17 protein-coding genes are annotated in these 21,467 nt (G+C 46.5%); 12 read left to right on the top strand and 5 right to left on the bottom strand.

The features are described 5' to 3' along the window. Positions 1-15 precede the first annotated feature (15 nt). From RBI_RS09115 to RBI_RS09065, 11 genes are all read left to right on the top strand, one after another. Positions 16-1,767 (top strand): Rqc2 family fibronectin-binding protein, encoded by a 1,752-nt coding sequence (locus tag RBI_RS09115; RefSeq protein ID WP_038672484.1) that lies wholly within the window; start codon positions 16-18, stop codon positions 1,765-1,767. A gap of 249 nt (positions 1,768-2,016) precedes the next feature. Beyond that, positions 2,017-4,305, top strand: a complete 2,289-nt coding sequence (locus RBI_RS09110) for an NPXTG-anchored protein (RefSeq protein WP_038672482.1) — start codon at positions 2,017-2,019, stop codon at positions 4,303-4,305. Between the two features lie 97 nt (positions 4,306-4,402). Further along, positions 4,403-6,364 (top strand): DUF4430 domain-containing protein, encoded by a 1,962-nt coding sequence (locus RBI_RS09105; protein ID WP_178086263.1) that lies wholly within the window; start codon positions 4,403-4,405, stop codon positions 6,362-6,364. Between the two features lie 10 nt (positions 6,365-6,374). Further along, entirely contained in the window at positions 6,375-8,105 is a 1,731-nt protein-coding gene (locus RBI_RS14205) for a prenyltransferase/squalene oxidase repeat-containing protein (RefSeq protein ID WP_051706718.1), read from the top strand. Then, positions 8,093-9,025 (top strand): AAA family ATPase, encoded by a 933-nt coding sequence (locus RBI_RS09095; RefSeq protein ID WP_038672478.1) that lies wholly within the window; start codon positions 8,093-8,095, stop codon positions 9,023-9,025. Before RBI_RS14205 ends, RBI_RS09095 begins: the two co-directional genes overlap by 13 nt. Then, positions 9,022-9,990: a DUF58 domain-containing protein gene (locus tag RBI_RS09090; protein ID WP_038672476.1), complete on the top strand. Its 969-nt coding sequence runs from the start codon at positions 9,022-9,024 to the stop codon at positions 9,988-9,990. Before RBI_RS09095 ends, RBI_RS09090 begins: the two co-directional genes overlap by 4 nt. Before the next feature lie 17 nt (positions 9,991-10,007). Continuing rightward, on the top strand, positions 10,008-12,029 hold the full coding sequence (locus RBI_RS09085) for a transglutaminase domain-containing protein (protein ID WP_038672474.1): 2,022 nt from the start codon (positions 10,008-10,010) through the stop codon (positions 12,027-12,029). Further along, positions 12,026-12,556, top strand: coding sequence for a DUF4430 domain-containing protein (locus RBI_RS09080; RefSeq protein ID WP_038672472.1), 531 nt, complete (start codon positions 12,026-12,028; stop codon positions 12,554-12,556). The genes RBI_RS09085 and RBI_RS09080 overlap by 4 nt, the downstream gene beginning before the upstream one ends. Continuing rightward, positions 12,553-13,419, top strand: a complete 867-nt coding sequence (locus RBI_RS09075; RefSeq protein ID WP_038672470.1) for an energy-coupling factor transporter transmembrane component T — start codon at positions 12,553-12,555, stop codon at positions 13,417-13,419. The genes RBI_RS09080 and RBI_RS09075 overlap by 4 nt, the downstream gene beginning before the upstream one ends. Next, on the top strand, positions 13,392-15,032 hold the full coding sequence (locus tag RBI_RS09070) for an ABC transporter ATP-binding protein (RefSeq protein WP_038672468.1): 1,641 nt from the start codon (positions 13,392-13,394) through the stop codon (positions 15,030-15,032). Before RBI_RS09075 ends, RBI_RS09070 begins: the two co-directional genes overlap by 28 nt. After that, the gene (locus RBI_RS09065) at positions 15,022-15,708 is read left to right on the top strand and encodes an ECF transporter S component (RefSeq protein ID WP_051706716.1); all 687 of its coding nucleotides are present in this window, start codon (positions 15,022-15,024) and stop codon (positions 15,706-15,708) included. Before RBI_RS09070 ends, RBI_RS09065 begins: the two co-directional genes overlap by 11 nt. 32 nt (positions 15,709-15,740) lie before the next feature. Here RBI_RS09065 and RBI_RS09060 read toward each other — a convergent pair whose 3' ends face one another. Beyond that, positions 15,741-18,422, bottom strand: coding sequence for a cation-translocating P-type ATPase (locus tag RBI_RS09060; RefSeq protein ID WP_051706714.1), 2,682 nt, complete (start codon positions 18,420-18,422; stop codon positions 15,741-15,743). A gap of 236 nt (positions 18,423-18,658) precedes the next feature. On the opposite strand from RBI_RS09060, the gene RBI_RS09055 reads away from it, so the two are divergent. Then, the gene (locus RBI_RS09055; protein ID WP_038672465.1) at positions 18,659-19,450 is read left to right on the top strand and encodes a Bax inhibitor-1/YccA family protein; all 792 of its coding nucleotides are present in this window, start codon (positions 18,659-18,661) and stop codon (positions 19,448-19,450) included. Positions 19,451-19,581: 131 nt separating this feature from the next. Here RBI_RS09055 and RBI_RS15600 read toward each other — a convergent pair whose 3' ends face one another. From RBI_RS15600 to RBI_RS09040, 4 genes are read right to left on the bottom strand one after another with little or no spacing between them, the layout of a single operon-like run. Continuing rightward, on the bottom strand, positions 19,582-19,671 hold the full coding sequence (locus RBI_RS15600) for a hypothetical protein (protein ID WP_117863365.1): 90 nt from the start codon (positions 19,669-19,671) through the stop codon (positions 19,582-19,584). 36 nt (positions 19,672-19,707) lie between these two features. Next, positions 19,708-20,028, bottom strand: a complete 321-nt coding sequence (locus RBI_RS09050; protein WP_022288164.1) for an AzlD domain-containing protein — start codon at positions 20,026-20,028, stop codon at positions 19,708-19,710. Continuing rightward, on the bottom strand, positions 20,022-20,732 hold the full coding sequence (locus RBI_RS09045; RefSeq protein ID WP_022288163.1) for an AzlC family ABC transporter permease: 711 nt from the start codon (positions 20,730-20,732) through the stop codon (positions 20,022-20,024). The genes RBI_RS09050 and RBI_RS09045 overlap by 7 nt, the downstream gene beginning before the upstream one ends. Positions 20,733-20,766: 34 nt before the next feature. Continuing rightward, entirely contained in the window at positions 20,767-21,297 is a 531-nt protein-coding gene (locus RBI_RS09040) for a cysteine hydrolase family protein (RefSeq protein ID WP_038672464.1), read from the bottom strand. Positions 21,298-21,467 lie beyond the last annotated feature (170 nt).

Raw genomic sequence — 21,467 nt, 5'->3', positions numbered from 1 at the left:
AAGCAGGTAAGTAAAATGGCATTGGACGGAATCTATCTGAGCTTGCTCAGAAAAGAATTTGACCCTCTTATTGACGGCAGGGTGGATAAGATACACCAGCCTTCACGAGAGGAGCTTATAATGACTATCCGCACTAAAGAGGGTGCGCAGAAGCTTATGTTCAGCACAGGTGCAGGCTCGGCAAGGGTCCATATAACAACGGCGGATATAGAAAATCCGAAAACACCGCCTATGTTCTGTATGCTCATGAGAAAGCATCTTGCAGGGGGCAGACTCACTGCCATTAGGCAGGACGGCTTTGAGCGTATACTTTTCTTTGACTTTGAAGCCACCAACGAAATGGGCGACAGGGTGAATCTCACACTTGCGGCGGAGATAATGGGCAGGCGTTCAAATCTTATCCTCTATCGTGAGGACGGCAGGATAATAGACAGCATAAAGCGTGTGGGACAGGAAATGTCATCAGTGAGAATGGTTCTTCCCGGTGCGCAGTATACTTTGCCCCCAAGAGAGCAAAGGCTGAATCTTCTTGACTGCACAAAGGAAGAGCTTTTGGCAAAGATAGCTGAAAATCCCACGGCGGAGCTTTCAAAGGCAATAATGAAAACGCTTGAGGGCATTTCGCCAGTGTTCGCAAGGGAAGCTGTGTTCTTTGCGGCAAGAGGTGCTGAGATAACAGCCCAACAGCTAAGCGGAGACACTGCAGACAGGCTGTGGTTTTATTTCTCGAAAGTCCGTGACAGCATAAATGAGGGCACTAACGTCTACACAGTGCTGAAAACAAAAGAGGGCAATCTCAAAGATTTCTGCTTCTGCGATATAACGCAGTATGGTGCGCTCATGGTGACAAAAAGCTTTGAGTCGCCAAGTGTTCTTCTGGACTATTTCTATGCGGAGAGGGACTCCCTTTCAAGAATAAAGCAGAAAGCCAACGACCTTTTCAAGCTTCTTATAAACACCTCCGAGAGAACTCAAAGGCGTGTGCAAAATCAGCGTGAGGAGCTTAAAGAGTGTAAGGACAGGGAAAAATACCGTATTTACGGTGACCTTATCACTTCAAATCTCTATGCGCTCCAAAAGGGCATGGCGTATGCCGAGGTGCAGGACTTTTATGACGAGAACTGCCCTACAGTGAAGATACCACTTGACAAAAGGCTTACGCCAACACAGAACGCTCAGAAGTATTATAAGGAGTACAGAAAGCTCGACACCGCAGAGAAAAAGCTCACTGTGCTTATTGCAGAGGGCGAGCAGGAGGTCAAGTATCTGGATTCTGTTTTCGATTCTCTAACGAGGGCGCAGACGGAGGGAGATATAGCCGAGCTTCGTGAGGAGCTTTTTCAGGAGGGCTATGTAAAGCGCTCAAAGTTCAAGGGCAAGCCTCCAAAGGCTCTGCCGCCTATAAAATACCGTTCTTCTGACGGATATGAAATAAGGGTAGGCAGGAACAATAAACAGAACGACCGCCTCACCTGCAAGGAAGCAGAGAAAACTGACCTTTGGCTCCACGTCAAGGATATCACAGGAAGCCACGTTATCGTCACCTGCGACGGAGAAATGCCACCTGACAGGACAATAGAGGAAGCGGCAATAATCGCCGCCTGCAACTCAAAGGGAAGAAATTCCTCCAGGGTGGACGTTGACTACACTTTCATAAGAAACGTGAAAAAGCCAAACGGCTCAAAGCCGGGCATGGTTATTTTTACAAACAACTACACTATCACTGTCAAGCCTGACACGGAGCTGGAGGAGAAACTGAGGGTATAGTCTAAAACTATATCCAACAAAGTTTCAGTCTATGAGTTTATGAAAATGCCACAAAAACGGCGTTGTATCGGACTTATTAGTGGTGTAAAAAGGTTATTGAATAATCCATAGCGATATGGTATAATTATCATGATGTGAATATTAAGAAAGCACAGTTTGAAAAGTTGTTAGCTGAGTAGAGCGTGTCAGGGCAAAAGCCTTGCCGTCAGGGAAGCAGGTCCAAATCCTGCACAACCGCCATTACTGTGTTTGACAGGCTTTTTGTGTGCTGTCATAAGTCAGGTATCTGCTGTGTTTTCGTTGACTATTTCTGTCTTGGGCGATGAAGATGACGGTCTGCTTTATCGCTGTGCAGGCAGTAAAGCGGATAGAATGCTTTTTCGTTTCGGCGGAAAGGCATTTTTTGCTGTGGTCGGGGTGTTCATAAAAAGTGCATTGACGGCGGAACAGTGTGTATCAACGAAAGGACAGAAAAGAATGAAGAAGAAAATTTTGAGAACAGCCAGCTTCGCTCTTGCGACTGCTCTTAGTCTGAGCGTGTGTGTAAGCGCATTTGTTTCAGACGGAACAAACAACAACGTAACAACATCAGTCCTCCCTGACAGTGCGGATAACGCAGTGCTTAACTGGGCAACTAAGGTAGGAAAAAGCTGGAACGATGGTCCGTCGCCTGTGGCTATCGTTGGAGATGATATCGTTTATACATCTGGCGACAAGCTCATGAGAATGAACAAGGAAACGGGCGTTGTGGATTCAGTTGTTGGACAGCGAGCAGGCACAAACAGCTACGCTATCCAGCCTGTTACTTATGCAGACGGCATGATATTCTCAGCCTTTAACGGCGGAATTCAGGCATTTGACGCTGACACCCTCGAGTCGCTGTGGGTATACAAGGACAGCGTTGGCGGTCAGTCTGTAAGCCCTATCTACTATAATGACGGCTGTATCTACACAGGCTTCTGCAACGATGGTTCAGGAAAAAACGATCAGTATGTTTGCATAGACGTTAAGGACGAAGATCCTGACACAACAGATGAAGAGAAGTCACCAAAGTGGACATTCACAAACAAAAGCGGTTTCTATTGGGCAGGCGCATATGCAACTGATGATTTTGTCGTTCTCGGCATGGAAAATGCAAAGGCAAACACTACCGACCCTGCAAGAGTAGTTACTCTTGACAAAAACTCAGGAAGCGTTATAGATACTGAGTATACAGTAGGCGGAGGAGTAAGAAGCACTATTTCTTACGATAAGGATACAGACGCTTATTATTTCACATCTAACGGCGGCTATTTCTATAAGGCAACAATAGACGATGAGGGCAATTTCACAAAGCTTGACAGCATTCCACTTGGTGGCGCAAGCACATCAACTCCTACAGTTCTTAACGGCAGAGCTTATGTTGGCGTAAACGGCTCAGGCTGGGGCGACTATAAGGGCAGTGCTATTGCAGTTATCGACCTTGACAGCTTTGAGATAGCATACAAGGCAGAAACAAAGGGCTATCCACAGACCTCAGGTCTTGGCGTTGTGAATGAGAACGGCTATAACTATGTTTACTTCTCAGAGAACGCATCAGCAGGCGCTATCCGCTATGTAAAGGATAAAAAGGGCGTAACAGAAGTTCTTGACGCTCAGATAGTAAACGGAAAGAAAACAGCTCCGTCACTTTTCACACCAACGGGTGCTCAGGCACAGTATGCTATAGCTGACCTTGTTGCAGACGAAAACGGCACTATCTACTTCAAGAACGATTCAGGCTACATAATGGCTGTCGGCTCAGAGGTGGAAAAGCTTGTGACCGAGAATGCTAAGACCGTATGCAAAGAGGGCGAAGCTTATGACGCTTCCGACTTGAAGGTTTACGCAGTTCTCAAAAACGGTGTGAAGAAAGACGTTACAGATTATGTGACTATCGACGATACAGCTCTTACAGCAGACGATGATTTCGTTACTGTTACATACAAGTATGGTATGTACAGAGATAAGACAAAAGAGGGTGCTGCAAACACAACAGGCGTTGCCGTTTCACCTGTTGAAACAACTATCAACGTAACAGTTCTTGCAGCAGAGGATTATGACAGCGTAAAGGCTGTTGAGAAGCTTATCAGTGATCTTGGCGAGATAACACTTGACAGCGAGAATGACATCAAGGCAGCAAGAGTCGCTTATGACGCTCTTGGCGACCTTAAGGAATATGTAGGCAATGTTGACGCTCTTACGGCCGCAGAGGAAAAGCTTGAAGAACTCAAGACACCAAGCTCTTCATCAGAAGCAGAAAGCTCTGTAAGCTCATCTGACGTATCTTCCGAAAGCACAGTATCTTCTGCAAACTCTGAGGATACATCTTCTGCCACTTCATCAGCCACAGAGTCAGTAAGCAGTGCTGACACATCAAAGGCGGCTGACAGCTCATCAAAGACAGCAAATAACGCAGGTGCGGCTAACCCTAACACAGGTGCGACAGCAGGCGTTTGCGTAGCAGGTCTTGCACTTCTTATCAGCGGAGCTCTTACAGTTTCAAGAAAGAGAAAGTAAAAAATTAAGACAATTAAGATATAAGTTATTTTGCAGGATACTCGCCCTCTATTTTCAGGGGGCGGGCATTTTCTGTGATATGAAAAGTGAGAATATTATGAAAAAGCATACACAAAAAAACAGGCAAATAATAATGCTGTCAGCAGCGGCGTTTTTTATCGCAGCGGCTTTTTTGTGTATGCGTTTTTATAATATGAGCAGTTATAAGACCCCTGAAAATCCGTTTTCAGCACTGTCTGAAAGCCTTGCGGAGGAGGACGGACAGGGCGGAGAGGGCTATGAAACAAGCTCTCAGCCAAAGGACGAAAGCTCAGATATGGACAGCTCACAGGCAGATGACAGTGATAACACTGATAGTAGCGACAGCAATACAGATACAACAGAAAGCTCTCCGCAGGCTGACAAAATCGACGGAAATTCCCCGACAGTAAATGGCGAGAACACGAATGTTACCATAAATGCCCAAGGTGAAAATAAATCTGACGAGGTAAAGAAAAAGCCTGACAGCAAGACCGAAACTGTTACAAAGAACACTGACACAGAATATTTCACCACCTCTATAAAAGAGGGCGAGCGTGTAAAAAAGCCACTTTATAAGTTCACAATAACACATAAAAACAAGGCTCTCACAGTGCAAAAAGTTCAGGTCACTGTGAACGACAGCGTTGTAAATCAGTTTTCGGGCAGCGTTACCCTTCACGCAGGAAAAAACACTATCCGTGTTGCCTGCACTTATACCGACAAAAGCGGTCAGGTGAAAAGGGCTTATAAGGACTATACAGTTTATTTTGACAAAAAGGAGATAACCTTTGATACCGACCTTGCGGATAAGGATACTGACACAGAAAGCATAACATTTTCAGCCACAGCTTTTTACGGCAGTGATAAAATACCTATGACGGTTAAAGTCAACGGTGAAAAGCTTTCCGGTGGTGAAACTTTTACCGCACAGCTTTCTGAGGGCGAGAATACTATAACTCTCTCTGCGGAAAAGGACGGCTCAAAGGCTGAAAAAAGCTTTAAGATAAAATACACTCCTGCGGAGTTTTCCATCGATACCAACCTTTATGACCGCACTGTAAATGACGCCGATTTTAGCTTCTATGCGAGAATGAAAGGTCAAAGCGGCAGTGCAAAGCTAAGCGTTATTCTAAACGGCAAAAAGCTTTCGGGCAGAGATAATTATACCTGCACCCTCCAAAGCGGTGATAACCGTATAAGGCTTTATGCAAAAGACGGTGACAAAAATATAGACAGATATTTCACTGTCACCTATGTACCCATTGCTGACGATACCACAAGACCTGAGATAACGTATATAAACGTCACCAACGGACAGACAGTGAAAGGCTCGGGCTTCACCCTAAGATTTAACGCACAGGACTATCAGGGCGGAAGGATATATGCCGACAAGACCGAGGTCTGGCTCAATGGGTTTTCTGTTGAGTGTATCGCACAGGACAGGAACTCAGCCTATTATCTCCAGCTTTCAGGCGGGGCAAATCTTCTTGAAATAAGGGTGTATGACCCAGAGGGCAGATATGCGGATCATGCCTATACCATAAATTCTGTCAGCGCACAAAAGGGCGAGCAGACAGGCGTTATAACAATGAGCTTTGACGCTGATACCATAGGGCTTGGACAGCTTGCCGCAGGCTCTGAGGTGGCAATATACGAGGGGGACACAGGCGTTGACGTTATAGAGCGTTTTCTTCAGCAAAACGGCTTCACAGGTGACTTTACAGGCAAGGGCGATCAGAGATATCTAAGCCGAATACACAAAAGCGGTGCGTTTTCAGGTGGAGCAGTAAACAGCGAGCTTGCGGAGCTTATAAAAAATGATGGCATTGCAGACAGCAACACACAGTATGCCGACAGCCTTGGAGAATTTGACTACACCTACGGCTCAGGCTGGGTGTACACTGTAAACGGCAATATGCCTGCATACGGCATGGGCAAGGTGAACTTCACCGACGGCGACACTGTTAGGCTTGCGTTCACAGTTGCCTACGGAAGAGATATAACAGGTTCACAGGATAGCTATGACAAAACATGGTAGGAGGATATCGTTGAAAACGAGAGGTTTTCTTGGCAGATTAGTGGCGGTGTTTGCAGGGGCAGTAATGCTTCTGACAAATGTTCCTGCGGTGAATGCAGATAACGCAGATAAAAGGGACAGGATAACTGAAAGCGCAGAAAAGGTCTGTCAGTGGCAGCGTGACAAAATGGGCATTTCTCAGGACGAGAGCATTTTTTCGGGGGATTTTCTGCAAAACGCAGGCAAAGGAAGCTCCGATTGGCTAGCCATAGGCATTTCACGCTTTGGTTTTGAGGAGGACTATGAGGCTTATCTCACTGCACTTTCTCAGCGTGTGAAAGCTCTTTCAGATACCGACAACGCTACCGAGTGGCAGAGGTGCGCTATAACAGCCTCCGCAATGGGAGGCGACCCTGCCGACCTTGGGGGCATAGACCTTGTAAAAGGCGGTGTTTACGGCAGAGATGAAAATAATTCCGTAGGCAAACAGGGCCTTAACGGATGGATATTTGCACTTTTGACCCTTGATACAATGGGCTACAAGACCCCAGAGGGTGCAGAGTTTGACAGAGAGCGTATACTTGACAAGATAGTTTCTTCGCAGAATACCGATGGTGGCTTTTCGCTGTCAAAAGGTGAAAGCGATATCGACATCACCGCAATGGCTTTGCAGGCGATCGCCCCATATTACAATGATTTTTCCCGTGACGATGTTAGAAAAAGCGTTGACAAAGCGGTGGAGTATCTAAGCGGCAAGCAGGACAGCTCAGGTACGTTCGGAAGCGCAGAAGCTGATTCGCAGGTAGTAATAGCACTTTGTTCACTTGGTATCGACCCCGAAGCTGACAACCGTTTTGTGAAAAGTTCCGACCTTTTGACCGCCCTGCTTTCCTATCAGAACAGCGACGGTGGATTTTCACATGAAAAGGGCGGCGATTCTGACGAGCTTGCCACAGGGCAGGCGCTTTGCGCACTTGCGGCACAAAAGCGTTTTGAACTTACGATGCGACGTATTTACGATATGAGAGAGGAGCTTTCAGTTCTACAGCGTGAAAAGCTTGACGGCATAAACGGCAGGCTTTCGGATATCTCAGACGAGGAGAGCGCAGAAAAAGCCTTGAAGCTTTTCAATGACCTTGATTGTGACGAACGCACATATGTGAGATACGGTGCAGAGCTTGAAAATGCGGCAGAAAAATACAGCCTGACCTTGAGCGACAGGGCTTTCACAGTGGAGCTTGCACAGACAGACCATGGAAACGGTTGTGTATACAGTATCGAGAAAACGGAAATATATAAGGGCAAGAAAGGCTTTACAAAAAGCGACAGGAACAAGCTTGAAGCCCTGAGAAAAAACGGTGTTACTTCGGGGGACTGCACTGCTACGGCTGTGCTTTTAGTCCATGCAAAGGCTGATGAGAGCCTTTCCGACAGGGATAAGATAATATCAGAGCTTGAAGAAATGAACGCCAAGGCTAACGAGCTTTACAGTGAGATATCAGACCTTAACAGTATCATAAGCCGTGAGCTTTATCCTGTTGATAGTGTTGGAAAAGACAAAAAGGAGCTTTTGGAAAAGACCGCAGAGAGGATAAAAAAGCTTCCTGAAAGCGAGCGGAAAAAGGTCACTTCTGCCGACGAGATAATAAAAGAGGCGGAGGATAAAAACGTGACAGTGTATGTGATATCTGCGGCAGCGGTGCTGTGCGCAGTGGGAGTTTTCACAGTGGTAAGAAAGAAGGGTAAAAAATGCGTGAGATAACAGATGAAGTGAAAAAGGTCATAATCGGTAAGGACGAAGTGGTGGATATGGTGTTCGCCGCAATTCTGGCGCAGGGTCATGTGCTTATGGAGGACGTTCCGGGCGTGGGAAAAACTACTCTTGCGGTGGCGTTTTCAAAGGCTTTGGGGCTTGAAACAAAGAGGATACAGTTCACCCCTGATACTGTGGCTTCCGACATCACAGGCTATACGGCTTTTGACAGACAGGCGCAGGGATTTACTTTTCACAGCGGTGCGGCAATGACGAATATACTTCTTGCAGACGAAATAAACAGAACCTCAGGCAAGACACAATCTGCCCTTTTGGAGGTCATGGAGGAGCGGGCCTGCACAGTTGACGGCAGAACATATCCTCTGCCTGAGCCTTTTGCAGTGATAGCAACACAAAACCCTACAGGCACAGTTGGCACGGCGGCACTGCCTGTTTCACAGCTTGACAGATTTATGATAAAGCTTTCAATGGGCTATCCTGACAAGGCGGCAATGCGAAGCATAATGTCAGACCGAAGCAGTTCAGACCCACTGGCAGATGTGAAAGCCGTCTGCACCGCTGAAAAGCTTATAGAAATGCAGAAAAAGGCAAAGACTGTTTTTGTTGACGACAGCGTTTATGACTACATCTCAGACCTTTGCGACGCCACAAGGCATAATGAAAATATTTCTCTGGGCGTATCCCCAAGAGGTGCTTTGGCACTTTGCAGGATAGCAAAGGCGTGGGCGTGCTATAAGGGCAGAGAATATGTCGTTCCCCAGGACGTAAGAGATTTTTTTGCCCATGTTTGCAGCCACAGGATATCACTTTCTGCAAAGGGCAGGCTATCAGGACTTGCGGCAGAAAGTGTGCTTGACGAGATAATTAAAAGCGTAAAATGTCCTGAGAATGAGGAAAAACGCAGATGAAGAGGCTAGGCTTCTGTCTTTGCACAGCTTTGGGCATACTGCTTTTTGTGCTGAAAAAGCCCATTGGCATATCGGTGCTTGGGTTGTGCGCAGTGCTTTTTGTATTGTCAGTATGTGTAAATATATTCTCGAAGAAAAAGCTGTCTGCAACACTGGTAAGCGACGGCACAGGCTTGAAAAATAAGGACATGAGCCTAAAATTTATCTTCACAGGAACTTGCGGCGAATACAGCGGTAAACTGCGGCTTAGAAATATGCTCACAGGACAGTGCGATGATATAAAGGTGCATTTTATCATCAGCGGAGAGCCTGTTCAGGTGGATATCACTGTAAAAAGCGACACCTGCGGAAAGATAAAAGCAGAGTTTCTGACACTTAGAGCCTTTGACTTTACAGGGCTAACATGGAAAAAGGCGCAGTGCGAAATAAAGGGCAGTGTGAACATAATGCCTGATGCTGCAGAGATAGATGAGAGCGAGGAAGCAAATCTCAAGGAAGCCCTTGAAAGCGACTTTTTCAGCAATGAAAACGAGGGCTTTGACCACAGCGAGCCTATCGGAATAAGAGAATATCGTCAGGGGGACAGCTATAAATCGGTGCACTGGAAACTGTCCTTCCGCCTTGGTGATATCTACGTCCGTGAATATGGCGAGCCTGTTACTGACAGCCTTTGTATCTACGTTGAAACAGGCGGAAATGTCCTCGCAACGGATTATGACCGCATTGCCGCAAAGGCACTGAGCCTTTCAATGTATCTTTCAGACGGCGGTATAGGGCATTACATGGCGTTTTACAGCTTTTCTCAGCAGAGAAAAGTTTTCGAGCATATCGACAGCGCAGACAGCTTCACTGTCGCTCTGGACAGCCTTCTTTCTTCACAGCCTGAGCAGGGAAAAGAGCGGCTGACGGAGTTTTCAGAGCTGTTTGAAAGAAGCGGCATAAGCCGTGTTATCGAGATAAAATAGTAAAAGAGGTGACAATTTTGACAGCTAGTGTTTGCTATGTGGAAAAGCACTTTTCAAAGGGTGTTTATATCATGCAGAGCCTTTTTGGTGCAGTGACAATGCTCCTGCTGTCATTGTCGCTTGGTATGGGCTGGCGAGCCTTTGTCCTGGTAGGTGTGTGCATATTGACAGCCCTTGCAGGAGTATCAAAAAAGACTTTGCCTATACCATTTTTCGCCGCACTACTGTCGGCGGTGATATTCCACAAGAAGTTTTTAACAAGCCTTGCAGGGCTTTTGAACTGCGTCTTGACCGCCCACGGTAAAAGCGCAGGAGTAGTGGAAATGCTTGTGGAAAAAAGTTCAGACCCTTTGTTTGCTCTTTGCGTGGGTGCAGTGATAGTTTCCACAGTGCAGAGCATTTTCAGCCGTCTTGACAGCAGAGTTTTTACAGTGGCAATGCTTGCGCTGTTTTTGTGCGCAGGTATCTTTATTGATATTCCTCTGTACTATGCCACTGCAGAAGTGGCGCTAGGTATCCTTGCATTGACGTTTTTCGGCAGCATAAAAGGCGATTTGAAGCCCTTTGTGCTTATACTTACAGCATTTTGCGCAGTGCTTATAGCCTGCCTGACAGGGCTTTTTGATAAGCTTTCCAACTTTGCCTTTGCCGATCGCTTTAATACGAAAAGTGAGTATGAGATCATAATGGAGCACCCACAGCCATTGTATCTTCTGGAGAGCCGTTTTGAGAAAGAAACTAACGGCGTGTGGGGGGAGCTTAGCGGTGAGGAGAAATATGCCTACTCAGACGAGTTTTATTGGCTTGATAAGCTTGATTTCTCACCGGCTTTTCAGACCGCTTTGCTTGACAATGCCCTTGGTATATCCGACAGCGGCAATGTTACAGTAAACATCAAAAATGGCGGAAAGCCCCTTTATACCTATGGTATGACCGCCGCAGAGAACGCTTTTTCCGACCCAAAGATAATAGGCGGAAGCTTTGAGAACACCAAAAGCTATTACAGGCTTGCGGTGTCGGAAGGCTATCTCACAAAGCCTTTTGGCACATTTGATACCCTGCGTACTTCTGAGCCTGCGGATTATCTTGCCGCAGAAAAGGGTTATCGTGACTATGTTTATTCCACCTGCCTTGACATATCAGCCGAGGACAAACAGCTTGCCGCAAACCATTTTGATCTGCAAGGTCCTCAGGGTAAACTGCGGTCTGATATGCTAAGCTTTTTTGTGTCAGACGCAGTGCTTGACAGGTCAAAGACCTATGGGGGCGAAAGCTCTTTTGCAGATATGCTTGAGGTAACTTGCCGTGGTGGCGAGGAGGATTTTGCTGCCGCTGCTGTGAAGATCTTCCGTGCAAAGGGCGTTCCTGCTAGGCTTTGCAGAGGATATTTTATCACATCAGATATGACCAAAGGCCTTACAGATAACTCAGCCCTGACCGTCACTTCAAAACAGCTCCACTATTGGGCGGAGTATTACAAAGACGGCATAGGCTGGCAGCCTTTCGAGGTCTGCCCCGATTATGTTGGCATGATAAAAACTGACGACAGCTCTGTAAAAGCAAAGCCCACCAACCAAGGCGGCGAAGCCCTTGCTCCCGAGGACGAGGACAAACCAAGGGAAGAGATCTTTGAGGAGAACAAGACTAAACCTGCGGAGAAAAGCTATGCGGTATATATCGTAATCGGTGCGGTAATACTTATACTCTGCCTTATTGTGGCAATAATAGCTTTGGTAAGAAAAAGAAAGTTTGCCGCTCTGCCTGACAGCAAAAAGGTGGAGAAGCTGTTCTTTGCAGGCAGAAAAAAGCTTTGCGGCAGGGATTTCTCAGACCATACGCCAAGGGAGCTTTCCGAGAGCATAAAAAAGACCTTTGGCGCTGATATGGCGGAAAGCTTTGCAGAGTGCGAGAAAATATACGAAAAGGCGAGATTTTCAAGGCTCGAGATAATCAAAGAGGAAATAGCAGTGGTTAAAAATTTCGCAGATCAGGCAAAGAAAGCCAAAAAGCTCAAAGGTCAGAAGGGAGCAGAAAAGTGAAAAAGGATATCGCTCTGCTCATAGTCATAATTTTAGCAGCGGCAGCGGTCATAAAGGGCGTTGATATTCAATCCGTTGACGAGTATTACAGCCTGCACAGCGACGATACCGCAAATGCCGCTCACACTGTCACTCTGACAGTGGATTGCTCTGATATTTTGGATAATTACTATATGCTTGACAAAAATCTCCGAGACGAGTGCTATGTTCCCTCAGACGGCATTGTTATGCCTGCGGAAAAATATGTCCTCCGTGAGGGCGACACCGCCTTTGATCTGTTGGAAAAAGCTACAAGGTGCGGGAAGATACCCCTTGATTATCAAGGCTCAGAGGATAATATTTACAACACTGTGTATGTCCGTGGCATAAACAATATCTACGAGTTTTCCTGCGGTCCGTCCTCAGGGTGGACCTACACTGTAAATGGCGAAAGCCCCGATAAGGGCTGTTCACAGTATGTCCTCCATGATGGTGACAGCGTGGAGTTTTACTACGTTTGCGACTACACAAAGGAGGCGGTGAAATGAGGTTGTCAGCTTTTCACCCTTTGACCGCCCTTGTGTATTTTGCGGCTGTGCTTGCGGTGACAATGTTCTGCTTTTCACCAGCCGTTGGTATATGCTCGGCAGTGGGAGCGTTCCTGTTCTGTGCCGTAACTCAAAGCTGTAGACAGACCGCATCAGACCTTGCTTTCTACAGCTTTCTTACCGCCGTTTTGACTGTCACAAATCCACTTTTTTCACATAAGGGCGTAACGCCGCTGTTTTTCGTAAACGGCAAGGCTTACACAAAGGAAGCCCTTTTTTATGGCTTGACCGCCGGCTTATCCCTCACCGCTGTGATAATGTGGTGCAAAGCTCTTGGAAAGGTGCTTACAAGGGAAAAGCTCCTATACATTTTTGGTCGAAAAACGCCAAAAGCCGCCCTTGTGATAACAATGACAATGGGCTTTATCCCAAAGCTCAAAAGGCTTCACAGACAGCTTTTGGACGCTTTGAATTGCTCTGGTGCGAACATCTCCGACAGCCGTTTTGACCGCCTGAAAAAAGACTGCACAGTGTTCACAGCCCTTTGTGCAGGCACGCTTGAAAGGGGAGCGGACACAGCCGCTTCAATGAAAGCCCGTGGCTATGGTATCCAGAAACGAAGCTTTGCACACTCGTTCAAGTTCAGAGCATGGGACGGCATTTTTGTGGCGACTTTTTCAGTTATCTTTGCATTGGTGCTGATTTTTTCCGCAAAGGGCGAGCTGTCCGCCGCTTTTTACCCTGTGATAAAGCTTGAAAACAGCGTTTTTCCTGTGGGAATGTTCGCATTACTATGCGCTTTCCCGTTTATTCTTGAAGTAAAGGAGAGCATAAAATGGAAATATTGTCTTGCGAAAATGTAGCTTTCAAATATAACGAAAGCACGGACTATGCCATTTCTGACTGCACTTTTTCAGTGAAAAAAGGCGAAAAAATAATGCTCTGCGGTGCTTCGGGAAGCGGAAAATCTACTTTGCTCAGGCTTCTGAAAAGAGAGCTTTCCCCAAGGGGCGAGCTTTCTGGAAACATCACCATTATGGGTAAGGACAGAAGTGAGCTTTCTGATAGAGAAAGTGCCGAAAAGATAGGCTTTGTAATGCAAAGCCCTGACAGCCAGACGGTATGCGACAAAGTATCGGCAGAGCTTGCTTTCGGGCTTGAAAGCTTTGGTGTGAAAAGTGGTGAGATACAAAGCCGTGTTGGTGAAATGGCGGCTTTTTTCGGTATCGAGCCGCTCTATGACAGGGATATCTCCACACTTTCGGGCGGTCAGAAACAGCTCGTCGCTCTGTGTTCTGTCATGGTCACAGACCCTGATATCCTGCTTCTTGATGAGCCTACCGCACAGCTCGATCCCGTTGCCGCAAGGGAGCTTCTTGGCATTTTAGACCGCCTTAACAAAGAAATGGGCATGACTATCATCATTGCCGAGCATGACCCTGAGGAGCTTTTTGACTCCTGCGACAAAATTTTGTATCTCTCAAATGGCAAAACCGAGTTTTTCGGTACGCCTGCCTTGATCGCAAAATATTTTGTGGAGAACGCTCTGGAGGGCTTTCTTCCCGAAACCGCCAAGGCGTTCGCAAGGCTTTGCGACGACCTGCCCCTCAATGTAAGACAAGGCAGGGCGAAGCTTGAAAAGCTTGGTGTGACGGATATTCCAAAGCAGGCTGTCACTGATACAGAACGTGCTGAGCCTTATGCCCTGCAGTGCAAAAACCTGTGGCAGAGATATGAAAAAAACTCCCCCGATATCCTCAAAGGCTGTGACCTTGGTATCAGAAAAGGGGAGTGCTATGGGCTTTTAGGCTCAAACGGAGGTGGAAAATCAACGCTCCTGCGTGTGATATGCGGACTTTGCAAGCCTTATATGGGTGCTGTATCCCTTTTTGGCAAAAAGCAGAAAGCCTATAAAAACGGCTCGCTTTTCCGTGAAATGCTTGCATTTTTGCCACAAGAGCCTGTGACAATGTTTGTAAAAGAAAGCGTCCGTGAGGATCTGTTGCAAAGCGGTGACAAAGTCACAGTGGAAAATGTTTCACAGCGCATGGGCATAGAACATCTCCTTGACCGCCACCCTTGGGATCTCAGCGGCGGCGAGATACAGAAATGTGCTTTTGGAAAAATTCTTCTTGCTGACCCGAAAATAATAGTCCTCGACGAGTGTACAAAGGGCATGGACAGTTTCGCCAAAAAGGCTCTTGGTGATATTCTTTTGGGCTTAAAAGACGAGGGCAGGACGATACTTCTCGTGACCCATGACCTTGAATTTGCCGCACAATACTGCGACAGGTGCGGACTTCTTTTTGACGGGAAGATAGTCGCAGAGGATAATGCCGTGGAGTTTTTCTCCCAAAATCGCTTTTACACCACCGCCGCCGCAAGGCTCACAAGGGGCTTTTTCAGTGGTGCGGTGACGTCAACAGCCGTAAGAGAACGGCTCGCAATGGTGAAAAGAGGTCAATATGAGCAGTAAAAAACTTGTGTCAGGGCTTATCTATCTTCTTGTCATACCCCTTGTGTGCTTTGGCGGCATAATGTTTTTCAGAGAACGCTTCTATTCTTTCGTCACCGCCGCACTTGCCATTCTTACCGTGGCAGGCTATTTTCTCCACTTTGAGAAAAAGCACTCCGACAGCACACAGCTTGTGATAATAGCCGCCATGACCGCATTATCCGTTTTCGGCAGGATAGTTTTCAGCTTTCTGCCGGGCTTTAAGCCCTGCACCGCTATAGTCATTATCACCGCCCTTTATATGGGAAGAGAATCGGGCTTTATGACAGGCGCAATGACTGCACTTATCTCAAACTTCTATTTCGGACAAGGTGCGTGGACGCCTTTTCAAATGCTGGTTTGGGGTCTGACAGGATATTTTGCAGGAATGTTGGCTGATAAGCTTATAAAAAGCAAGCCATTCCTTGTTACCTTCGGCATAATCTCAGGAACGGCGTTCTCTCTTATCATGGACTTGTGGAGCTGTCTGTGGGCTGATAACGCCTTTATTCTCAGCAGATACCTTGCCCTTGTTGGCTCGTCAGCCTTTTTCACCCTTATATACGCAGTTTCCAACGTGTTCTTCCTGCTGGTTTTATCAAAACCTTTTGGCAGGATATTTAAAAGGCTGGATAAAAAATATGGATTAAAAAATTAGACCGACAAAGCTTTCGCCCTGTCGGTCTTTTGCTATCCCTGCGGGGCGTTCACTGTTACGTCAGGAGATTTTTTGCCCATAAAAAGCTTTGGTATTATGCCTGCCCCAACAGGCACGATAGCCGCCGCTGCCACCGCCACAAGAAACTCTCCAAGGCTCGGAACGGCTGTGAAAAATACCTTTTGCAGAACAGGGAGCCATATGCCTGCAAACAGCGCTGCCGCTGATATGAATACAGAGAAAAGCAGGAATGGGTTTGAAAGATAAGGCACAGTGAAAAGCGTCTTATCTTCCGATTTACATTCAAACACATGGATAAGCTGACTAAGTACAAGTGTTATAAGCGCACCTGTCCTTGCAGTGCCGAGAGAATGGGTGTTAGTGAGCAGAACAGTGAAGCTTGCAAGGGTGCAGATACCGATAAGAAGCCCTCTTATGACGATATGCCACATAAGTCCGCCGCTGAAAAAGCTGTCGTCCTCTTTTCTAGGGGGCTTTTTCATTACCGAGCTTTCCGCAGGCTCAAGCCCCAGCGCAATTGCAGGCAGGCTGTCTGTAACAAGGTTTACAAGAAGTATCTGCGCTGGAAGCAGTACCATTGGAAGCCCCATTAAAATTCCACCGAGCATTGTTATGACCTCGCCTATGTTGCAGGAAATAAGGTAGCGCACGAATTTTCTTATGTTCTGATATATGGTCCTGCCCTCCTCAACGGAGTTCACAAGGGTGGCAAAATTATCGTCAAGAAGTATCACGTCAGCCGCCTGCTTTGTGACCTCTGTGCCTGATATTCCCATTGATACACCTATGTCGGCTTCTTTTATAGCAGGTGCGTCGTTTACCCCGTCGCCTGTCATTGCACAAACGTGCCCACGGCTTTTGAATGCCTTTACTATCCTGAGCTTGTGTTCAGGTGTCACCCTTGCGAACACACGGCAGTTTTCTATTACCTCGTCAAGCTGTTTGTCGTCCATTCTGTCAAGCTCGTCGCCTGTCAAAGCGATAGAGCCTGCTTTCATAATGCCGGCTTCTTTTGCAATAGCCTGGGCAGTGAGCTTGTGGTCGCCTGTTATCATAACTGTCTTTATGCCTGCACGCTGACATTCCGCCACCGCCTTTGCGGCTTCAGCCCTGAGAGGGTCTTTCATTGCCATTAGTCCAAGAAAAGCCCATTCCCCGTCCACCTGCTGTGAAAATGCTATCACACGCAGACCTTTTGAAGCGTATTCATCGCACTTGTAAAAAGCCTGTTTTCTCATTGCTCCGCCAAATGGTATAAGCTCGCCGCTGTCAGAAAAAACGTGGCTGCATTCTTTTATGATAACGTCAAAAGCGCCTTTCCTGAATGCCGTTGTGACTCCCTTTTCGTCAGCACATATTACCGTCATGGAGCGTGTTTCACTTTCAAATGGAAACTCGTCAGTTCGTCTGTAACCAAGGGAGCTGACGTTTATACCTGAGTTTGCGCAGGCTATGAGTATAGCTGTTTCTGTAGGGTCGCCCTCTGCACAAAGCTCGCTTTGCCTGCCGCCCCTGTCACGCTTTTTTATCTTTTCAGGCGGGCATAGCCTTGCGTTGTTGCAGGCTGCACCGCACAAAAGTATCCTGCCAAGGTCAGGGCTTTCCCATGCTTTGAGGGCTTTGTCATCAAAGCTTGCTCCCTCTTTTGTTACGCCGTAAGCACGGCTTTTCTCGGTGCAGGTGAAAATATCAGTGACGGTCATTTTGTTCATTGTCACAGTGCCTGTCTTGTCAGTGCAGATAACAGTGGCACAGCCAAGAGTTTCCACTGAATGAAGCCTGTGTACAAGTGCTTGACGCTTTAGCATTTTTCTGACCGCAAGGGCAAGCGCTATAGTCACAGTGGCAGGCAAGCCTTCAGGTATTGCGGCAATGGCTATGGTTATTCCTGTCATTGCCATATTGAGAACAGGCTCGCCCCTTAGTACGCCTGCAATAAAGACTACCACGCACACTGCAAGGCAGATGATAGCAAGAGTTCTGCCAAGCTCTCCGAGTTTCTTTTGCAATGGAGTTTCAGGCTCTTTTATCTCATCAAGCATGGTTGAGACCCTGCCCATTTGGCTTCGCTCACCTGTTGCCACCGCCGTGACCTCGCCAACGCCCTTTGTGACAACTGTTCCCATGTATACCATGTAATCCTTGTTCAAAGCGGTAAAATCTATCTCAGATGTACGGCATTTCTTTACCGCAGGCACAGCTTCGCCAGTGAGTGCAGATTCGTCGCATGATAACGCCCTTGATGAGTTTATGTAGCCGTCGCAAGGCACTCTGTCACCTGCTTCGAGAGTAAAAACATCTCCTGCCACGACCTCCGATGCAGGAATTTTCACAAGCCTGCCGTCACGATATACCATGGCGGTGGGAGCGGTCATGTTTTCAAGCTTTTCCAGAGTTTTTTCACAGCGGTATTCCTGAATAAATCCCAGCGCAGCGTTAATGATAACTATAAGCACGATAGGCACAGCGTCAGCATATTGCCCAAGTGCTACGGATATCACCACCGACACAAGAAGTATCATCACCATAACGTCATGAAACTGTCCTGCAAAAATTTTCGCCGCAGAGGTCTTTTTCTTTTTGGCAAGGCGGTTCTCTCCGTCCGTACTGAGCCGCTTTTCAGCTTCCGCAGTTGTTAGCCCCTTTCTTGTGGTCTGGTTTTCCGTAAGCTTCTTTTCAAGTATATCCAGCACAATGTATCTTCCTTTCCGATTTTTTGGCATAGCCTTGATAACATTGTGCGAAACGTTTTGACTGCACAAGATTTTTCAGTGCTTTTGCCTTTGCTTACATCATATGCGGACAAGTCCCAAAAAAGAACCTTGCGTTGTTGCCTGAAAAATCATATTGACTTTTTTAAGAAAATATGTATAATAGTATATAAGCCATGAAAATAAATATTGGCGAAAAAAATAAAGGAGGCAAATTCATGAACGATTATAATAATTTTTCTGAAAGCTATTCAAATCCACGAGTTAAAAAGCTGCGCTCTTTTGCACAGTCCACTTACGGCATGGAGGCGGCAAGCTATAAGGGCATTGCAATGAAGACCTTGTATTTTGTTGCAGTTTTCGCCGCAGGCATGGGAGCATATTTTTACATTCACAACTTCTTCGGCGGTGGTGCGCAGGCTTTTTCCACTGAGTATGCTATCTTTGTCGGCGCTATTATCGCAACAGCAATAGCAGGACTTGTGGCTTCATTCGCTCCGAAAACAACGGCGGTAACAGGCTCTATCTATTCCGCAGGCATGGGATATGCCCTCACCTTTATGTCAATGATCTACGCAATGCAGTGGAAAGGCATAATAGTTGAAGCCGTTACACTGACGCTTCTCACAGTTGCAGTGCTTGCAGTTATCTATTCAAAGGGCGTTCGTGTGGGAAGCAGAATGAAAACTGCTCTTATTACCTGCCTTTGGGTCTCTATCATAGGCGGATTGCTTTTCATGCTTCTTGCATGGCTCGCACCTCATTCAGCTATCTACACTTCAATCGTTGCAATAAACAACGGCCCTATCGGCATACTTTTCGCTGTTATTGGCGTTCTTATCGCCGCAGCGCTTCTTATGTGCGATTTTGAAACTATCCAGATGACAGTTGAACAGGGGCTTCCTGCTCAGTATGAATGGTATGCAAGCTATGGTCTTATCGTAGGCGTTATTTATCTTTATCTTAAAATACTGAATCTCCTTGCAAAGATAGCAAACAACAGAAAGTAATTTATAGACTTAGCACTTTTTTATCCCTCGTCGCAAGGCGGGGGATATTTTTATGCACAAAAAAGGAACTCCCGAATAAACGGAAGTCCCTTTTTGTGTGGGTATATTTAATTAATAGAAAGGCTTTTTTATCAGATATCCCATTTCCAATCTCTGATCTCAGGCATATCAAGACCATATTCAGCAATATACTGCTTGTGTTCAACAAGCTTGTCCTGCATGAGCCAGTGGGCTGTCGAGGACGCCAGCCCCTACATTTAGATAAGCTGACAAATAAGTATCACGCAGAAGCTTGCAAGGCAGGCAAATGCCGCAACTATAATAAGGCTTTTTTCCTTGAATGCAAGCACGCAGGCTGTTATAAGTCCTGCTATGGAAGCCGCAAGGTTCCCCGTTGAGAAAAGTATGGACGGGAAAGTCATTGCTCCAAGCACAGCATATGGCACATAGTAAAGAAAGCTTTGCACAAATCTATTTGTTATCTTGCCCTTGAATATCACCAACGGCAGGGCACGAATAAGATAGGTCACTCCTGCCATAATGAAAAGATAAATGAAGAAATCTCTTATACTCAGCATTGACCGTCCTCCTCATTTTTCACAGGCATGAGAGCCGCCATTATTCCTGCGGAAAGAACGGTGCAGATTATTATGGAAAATCCTCCGGATACCTTATTAAGAATAGGCAGCCACTTGAAACAACAGCTAAGAAGAGCCGCAAATATCGCCGCCATTGCAATGCCCTTGTTTTTCTTTGCAGGCGGTATTATTATTGCAAGGAACATTCCGTATATTGCAATGCTAAGTGCACTTATGACTATCTCAGGAAGTATTTTTCCTGCCGCCGCACCTATAAGAGTCCCCAGCGACCAGCCTGCTACAGGTAAAGCGATAAGCCCATACATATACTGCCTTGAAACTTCACCTATATTTCCCATTGCCATGACAAATATCTCGTCTGTCACTCCGAAGCCTACCAGCCAGCGGTGTATTCCCGACAGTGACTTGTCAGCTTTCTGTGAAAGAGATATGGACATAAGTGCATATCTCAGGTTGATTATAAACTGAGCGCAAGCCATTTCTATCCAGAAACCGCCCCCCGACAGCATAATGTCAAGCCCTGCGAACTGACCTGCCGAGGTCACGTTGCAAATAGAGATAAGCACAGTTTCCCACCAGCTCAGACCACCTTTTACGCCTTGAAGTCCGAATGTAAAAGATACCGAAAGATACCCCAAAGCAATAGGTATGCCGTCTTTAAGACCTTTTTTGAAACCACTCATAAATCATTCCACCGAAGCGGTGTTCCCCCTCAAATCAAAAATTATCTATCCTGCACTGACATGATGCCATTGTAACAAGAGCCGCCTTGTGGCTTTCTTCCGTTACTCCTGCGCAGGCGTTTGCGTCAACTATGACCTCGCATTCAGGACAAAAAGCTTTTATTAGCAAAGCGTTTGATACCACGCAAATGTCTGTGCAAAGTCCGCAAAGCTCTATCTCGTCCCCTGCCTTTGTTATTTCAGCAAGGTGCTGTGCAAGCTCAGCCGAGCCGAATGTGCTTTTTTCATAGACCTCTGCGCTTCCACCGATAGCCTCAGCTACCTGAGTCTCAGGCTGCCAGCCCTCGGTGCCTTTTATGCAATGCTCCACAGGGAGCTTTTTTCCCTCAGGCGTTTCAAGATAATCCTTGAAATGCGTGTCAAGGGTCATGAATACAGTGCTGCCCTGAGCCTTGTAACTGCGTATTTTTTCACAGACAGCAGGAACGATCATTTCTGCCATTTTTGAACCAAGACTGCCCGTGACAAAATCATTCTGCATATCAACAACTATAAGATATCTCATATTCTATTTACTCCTTTCTCTCACGACGAAAACGTTTTGACAGGTAAGAACTGACATATTGTTTTATTAGTCCATAAAGTAACATTATAGCCCTAAAATATGAATTTTTCAACGTGTGCATAAAATGGGCAAAAAAAAATGCTGAGCAACGGTGCTCAGCAGAAAATAAA

Source organism: Ruminococcus bicirculans (ex Wegman et al. 2014) (genome assembly GCF_000723465.1).
Classification (GTDB): domain Bacteria; phylum Bacillota; class Clostridia; order Oscillospirales; family Ruminococcaceae; genus Hominimerdicola; species Hominimerdicola aceti.
This window is presented reverse-complemented; position numbering and strand designations above follow the sequence as displayed.

Excerpts from the sequence above, each read along its gene's own strand:
- RBI_RS09115 (WP_038672484.1), top strand. The coding sequence starts at position 16 with ATGGCATTGGACGGAATCTATCTGAGCTTGCTCAGAAAAGAATTTGAC.
- RBI_RS09105 (WP_178086263.1), top strand. The coding sequence starts at position 4,403 with ATGAAAAAGCATACACAAAAAAACAGGCAAATAATAATGCTGTCAGCA.
- RBI_RS09095 (WP_038672478.1), top strand. The coding sequence starts at position 8,093 with ATGCGTGAGATAACAGATGAAGTGAAAAAGGTCATAATCGGTAAGGAC.
- RBI_RS09090 (WP_038672476.1), top strand. The coding sequence starts at position 9,022 with ATGAAGAGGCTAGGCTTCTGTCTTTGCACAGCTTTGGGCATACTGCTT.
- RBI_RS09075 (WP_038672470.1), top strand. The coding sequence starts at position 12,553 with ATGAGGTTGTCAGCTTTTCACCCTTTGACCGCCCTTGTGTATTTTGCG.
- RBI_RS09070 (WP_038672468.1), top strand. The coding sequence starts at position 13,392 with ATGGAAATATTGTCTTGCGAAAATGTAGCTTTCAAATATAACGAAAGC.
- RBI_RS09065 (WP_051706716.1), top strand. The coding sequence starts at position 15,022 with ATGAGCAGTAAAAAACTTGTGTCAGGGCTTATCTATCTTCTTGTCATA.
- RBI_RS09055 (WP_038672465.1), top strand. The coding sequence starts at position 18,659 with ATGAACGATTATAATAATTTTTCTGAAAGCTATTCAAATCCACGAGTT.
- RBI_RS15600 (WP_117863365.1), bottom strand. The coding sequence starts at position 19,671 with ATGCAGGACAAGCTTGTTGAACACAAGCAGTATATTGCTGAATATGGT.
- RBI_RS09050 (WP_022288164.1), bottom strand. The coding sequence starts at position 20,028 with ATGCTGAGTATAAGAGATTTCTTCATTTATCTTTTCATTATGGCAGGA.
- RBI_RS09045 (WP_022288163.1), bottom strand. The coding sequence starts at position 20,732 with ATGAGTGGTTTCAAAAAAGGTCTTAAAGACGGCATACCTATTGCTTTG.
- RBI_RS09040 (WP_038672464.1), bottom strand. The coding sequence starts at position 21,297 with ATGAGATATCTTATAGTTGTTGATATGCAGAATGATTTTGTCACGGGC.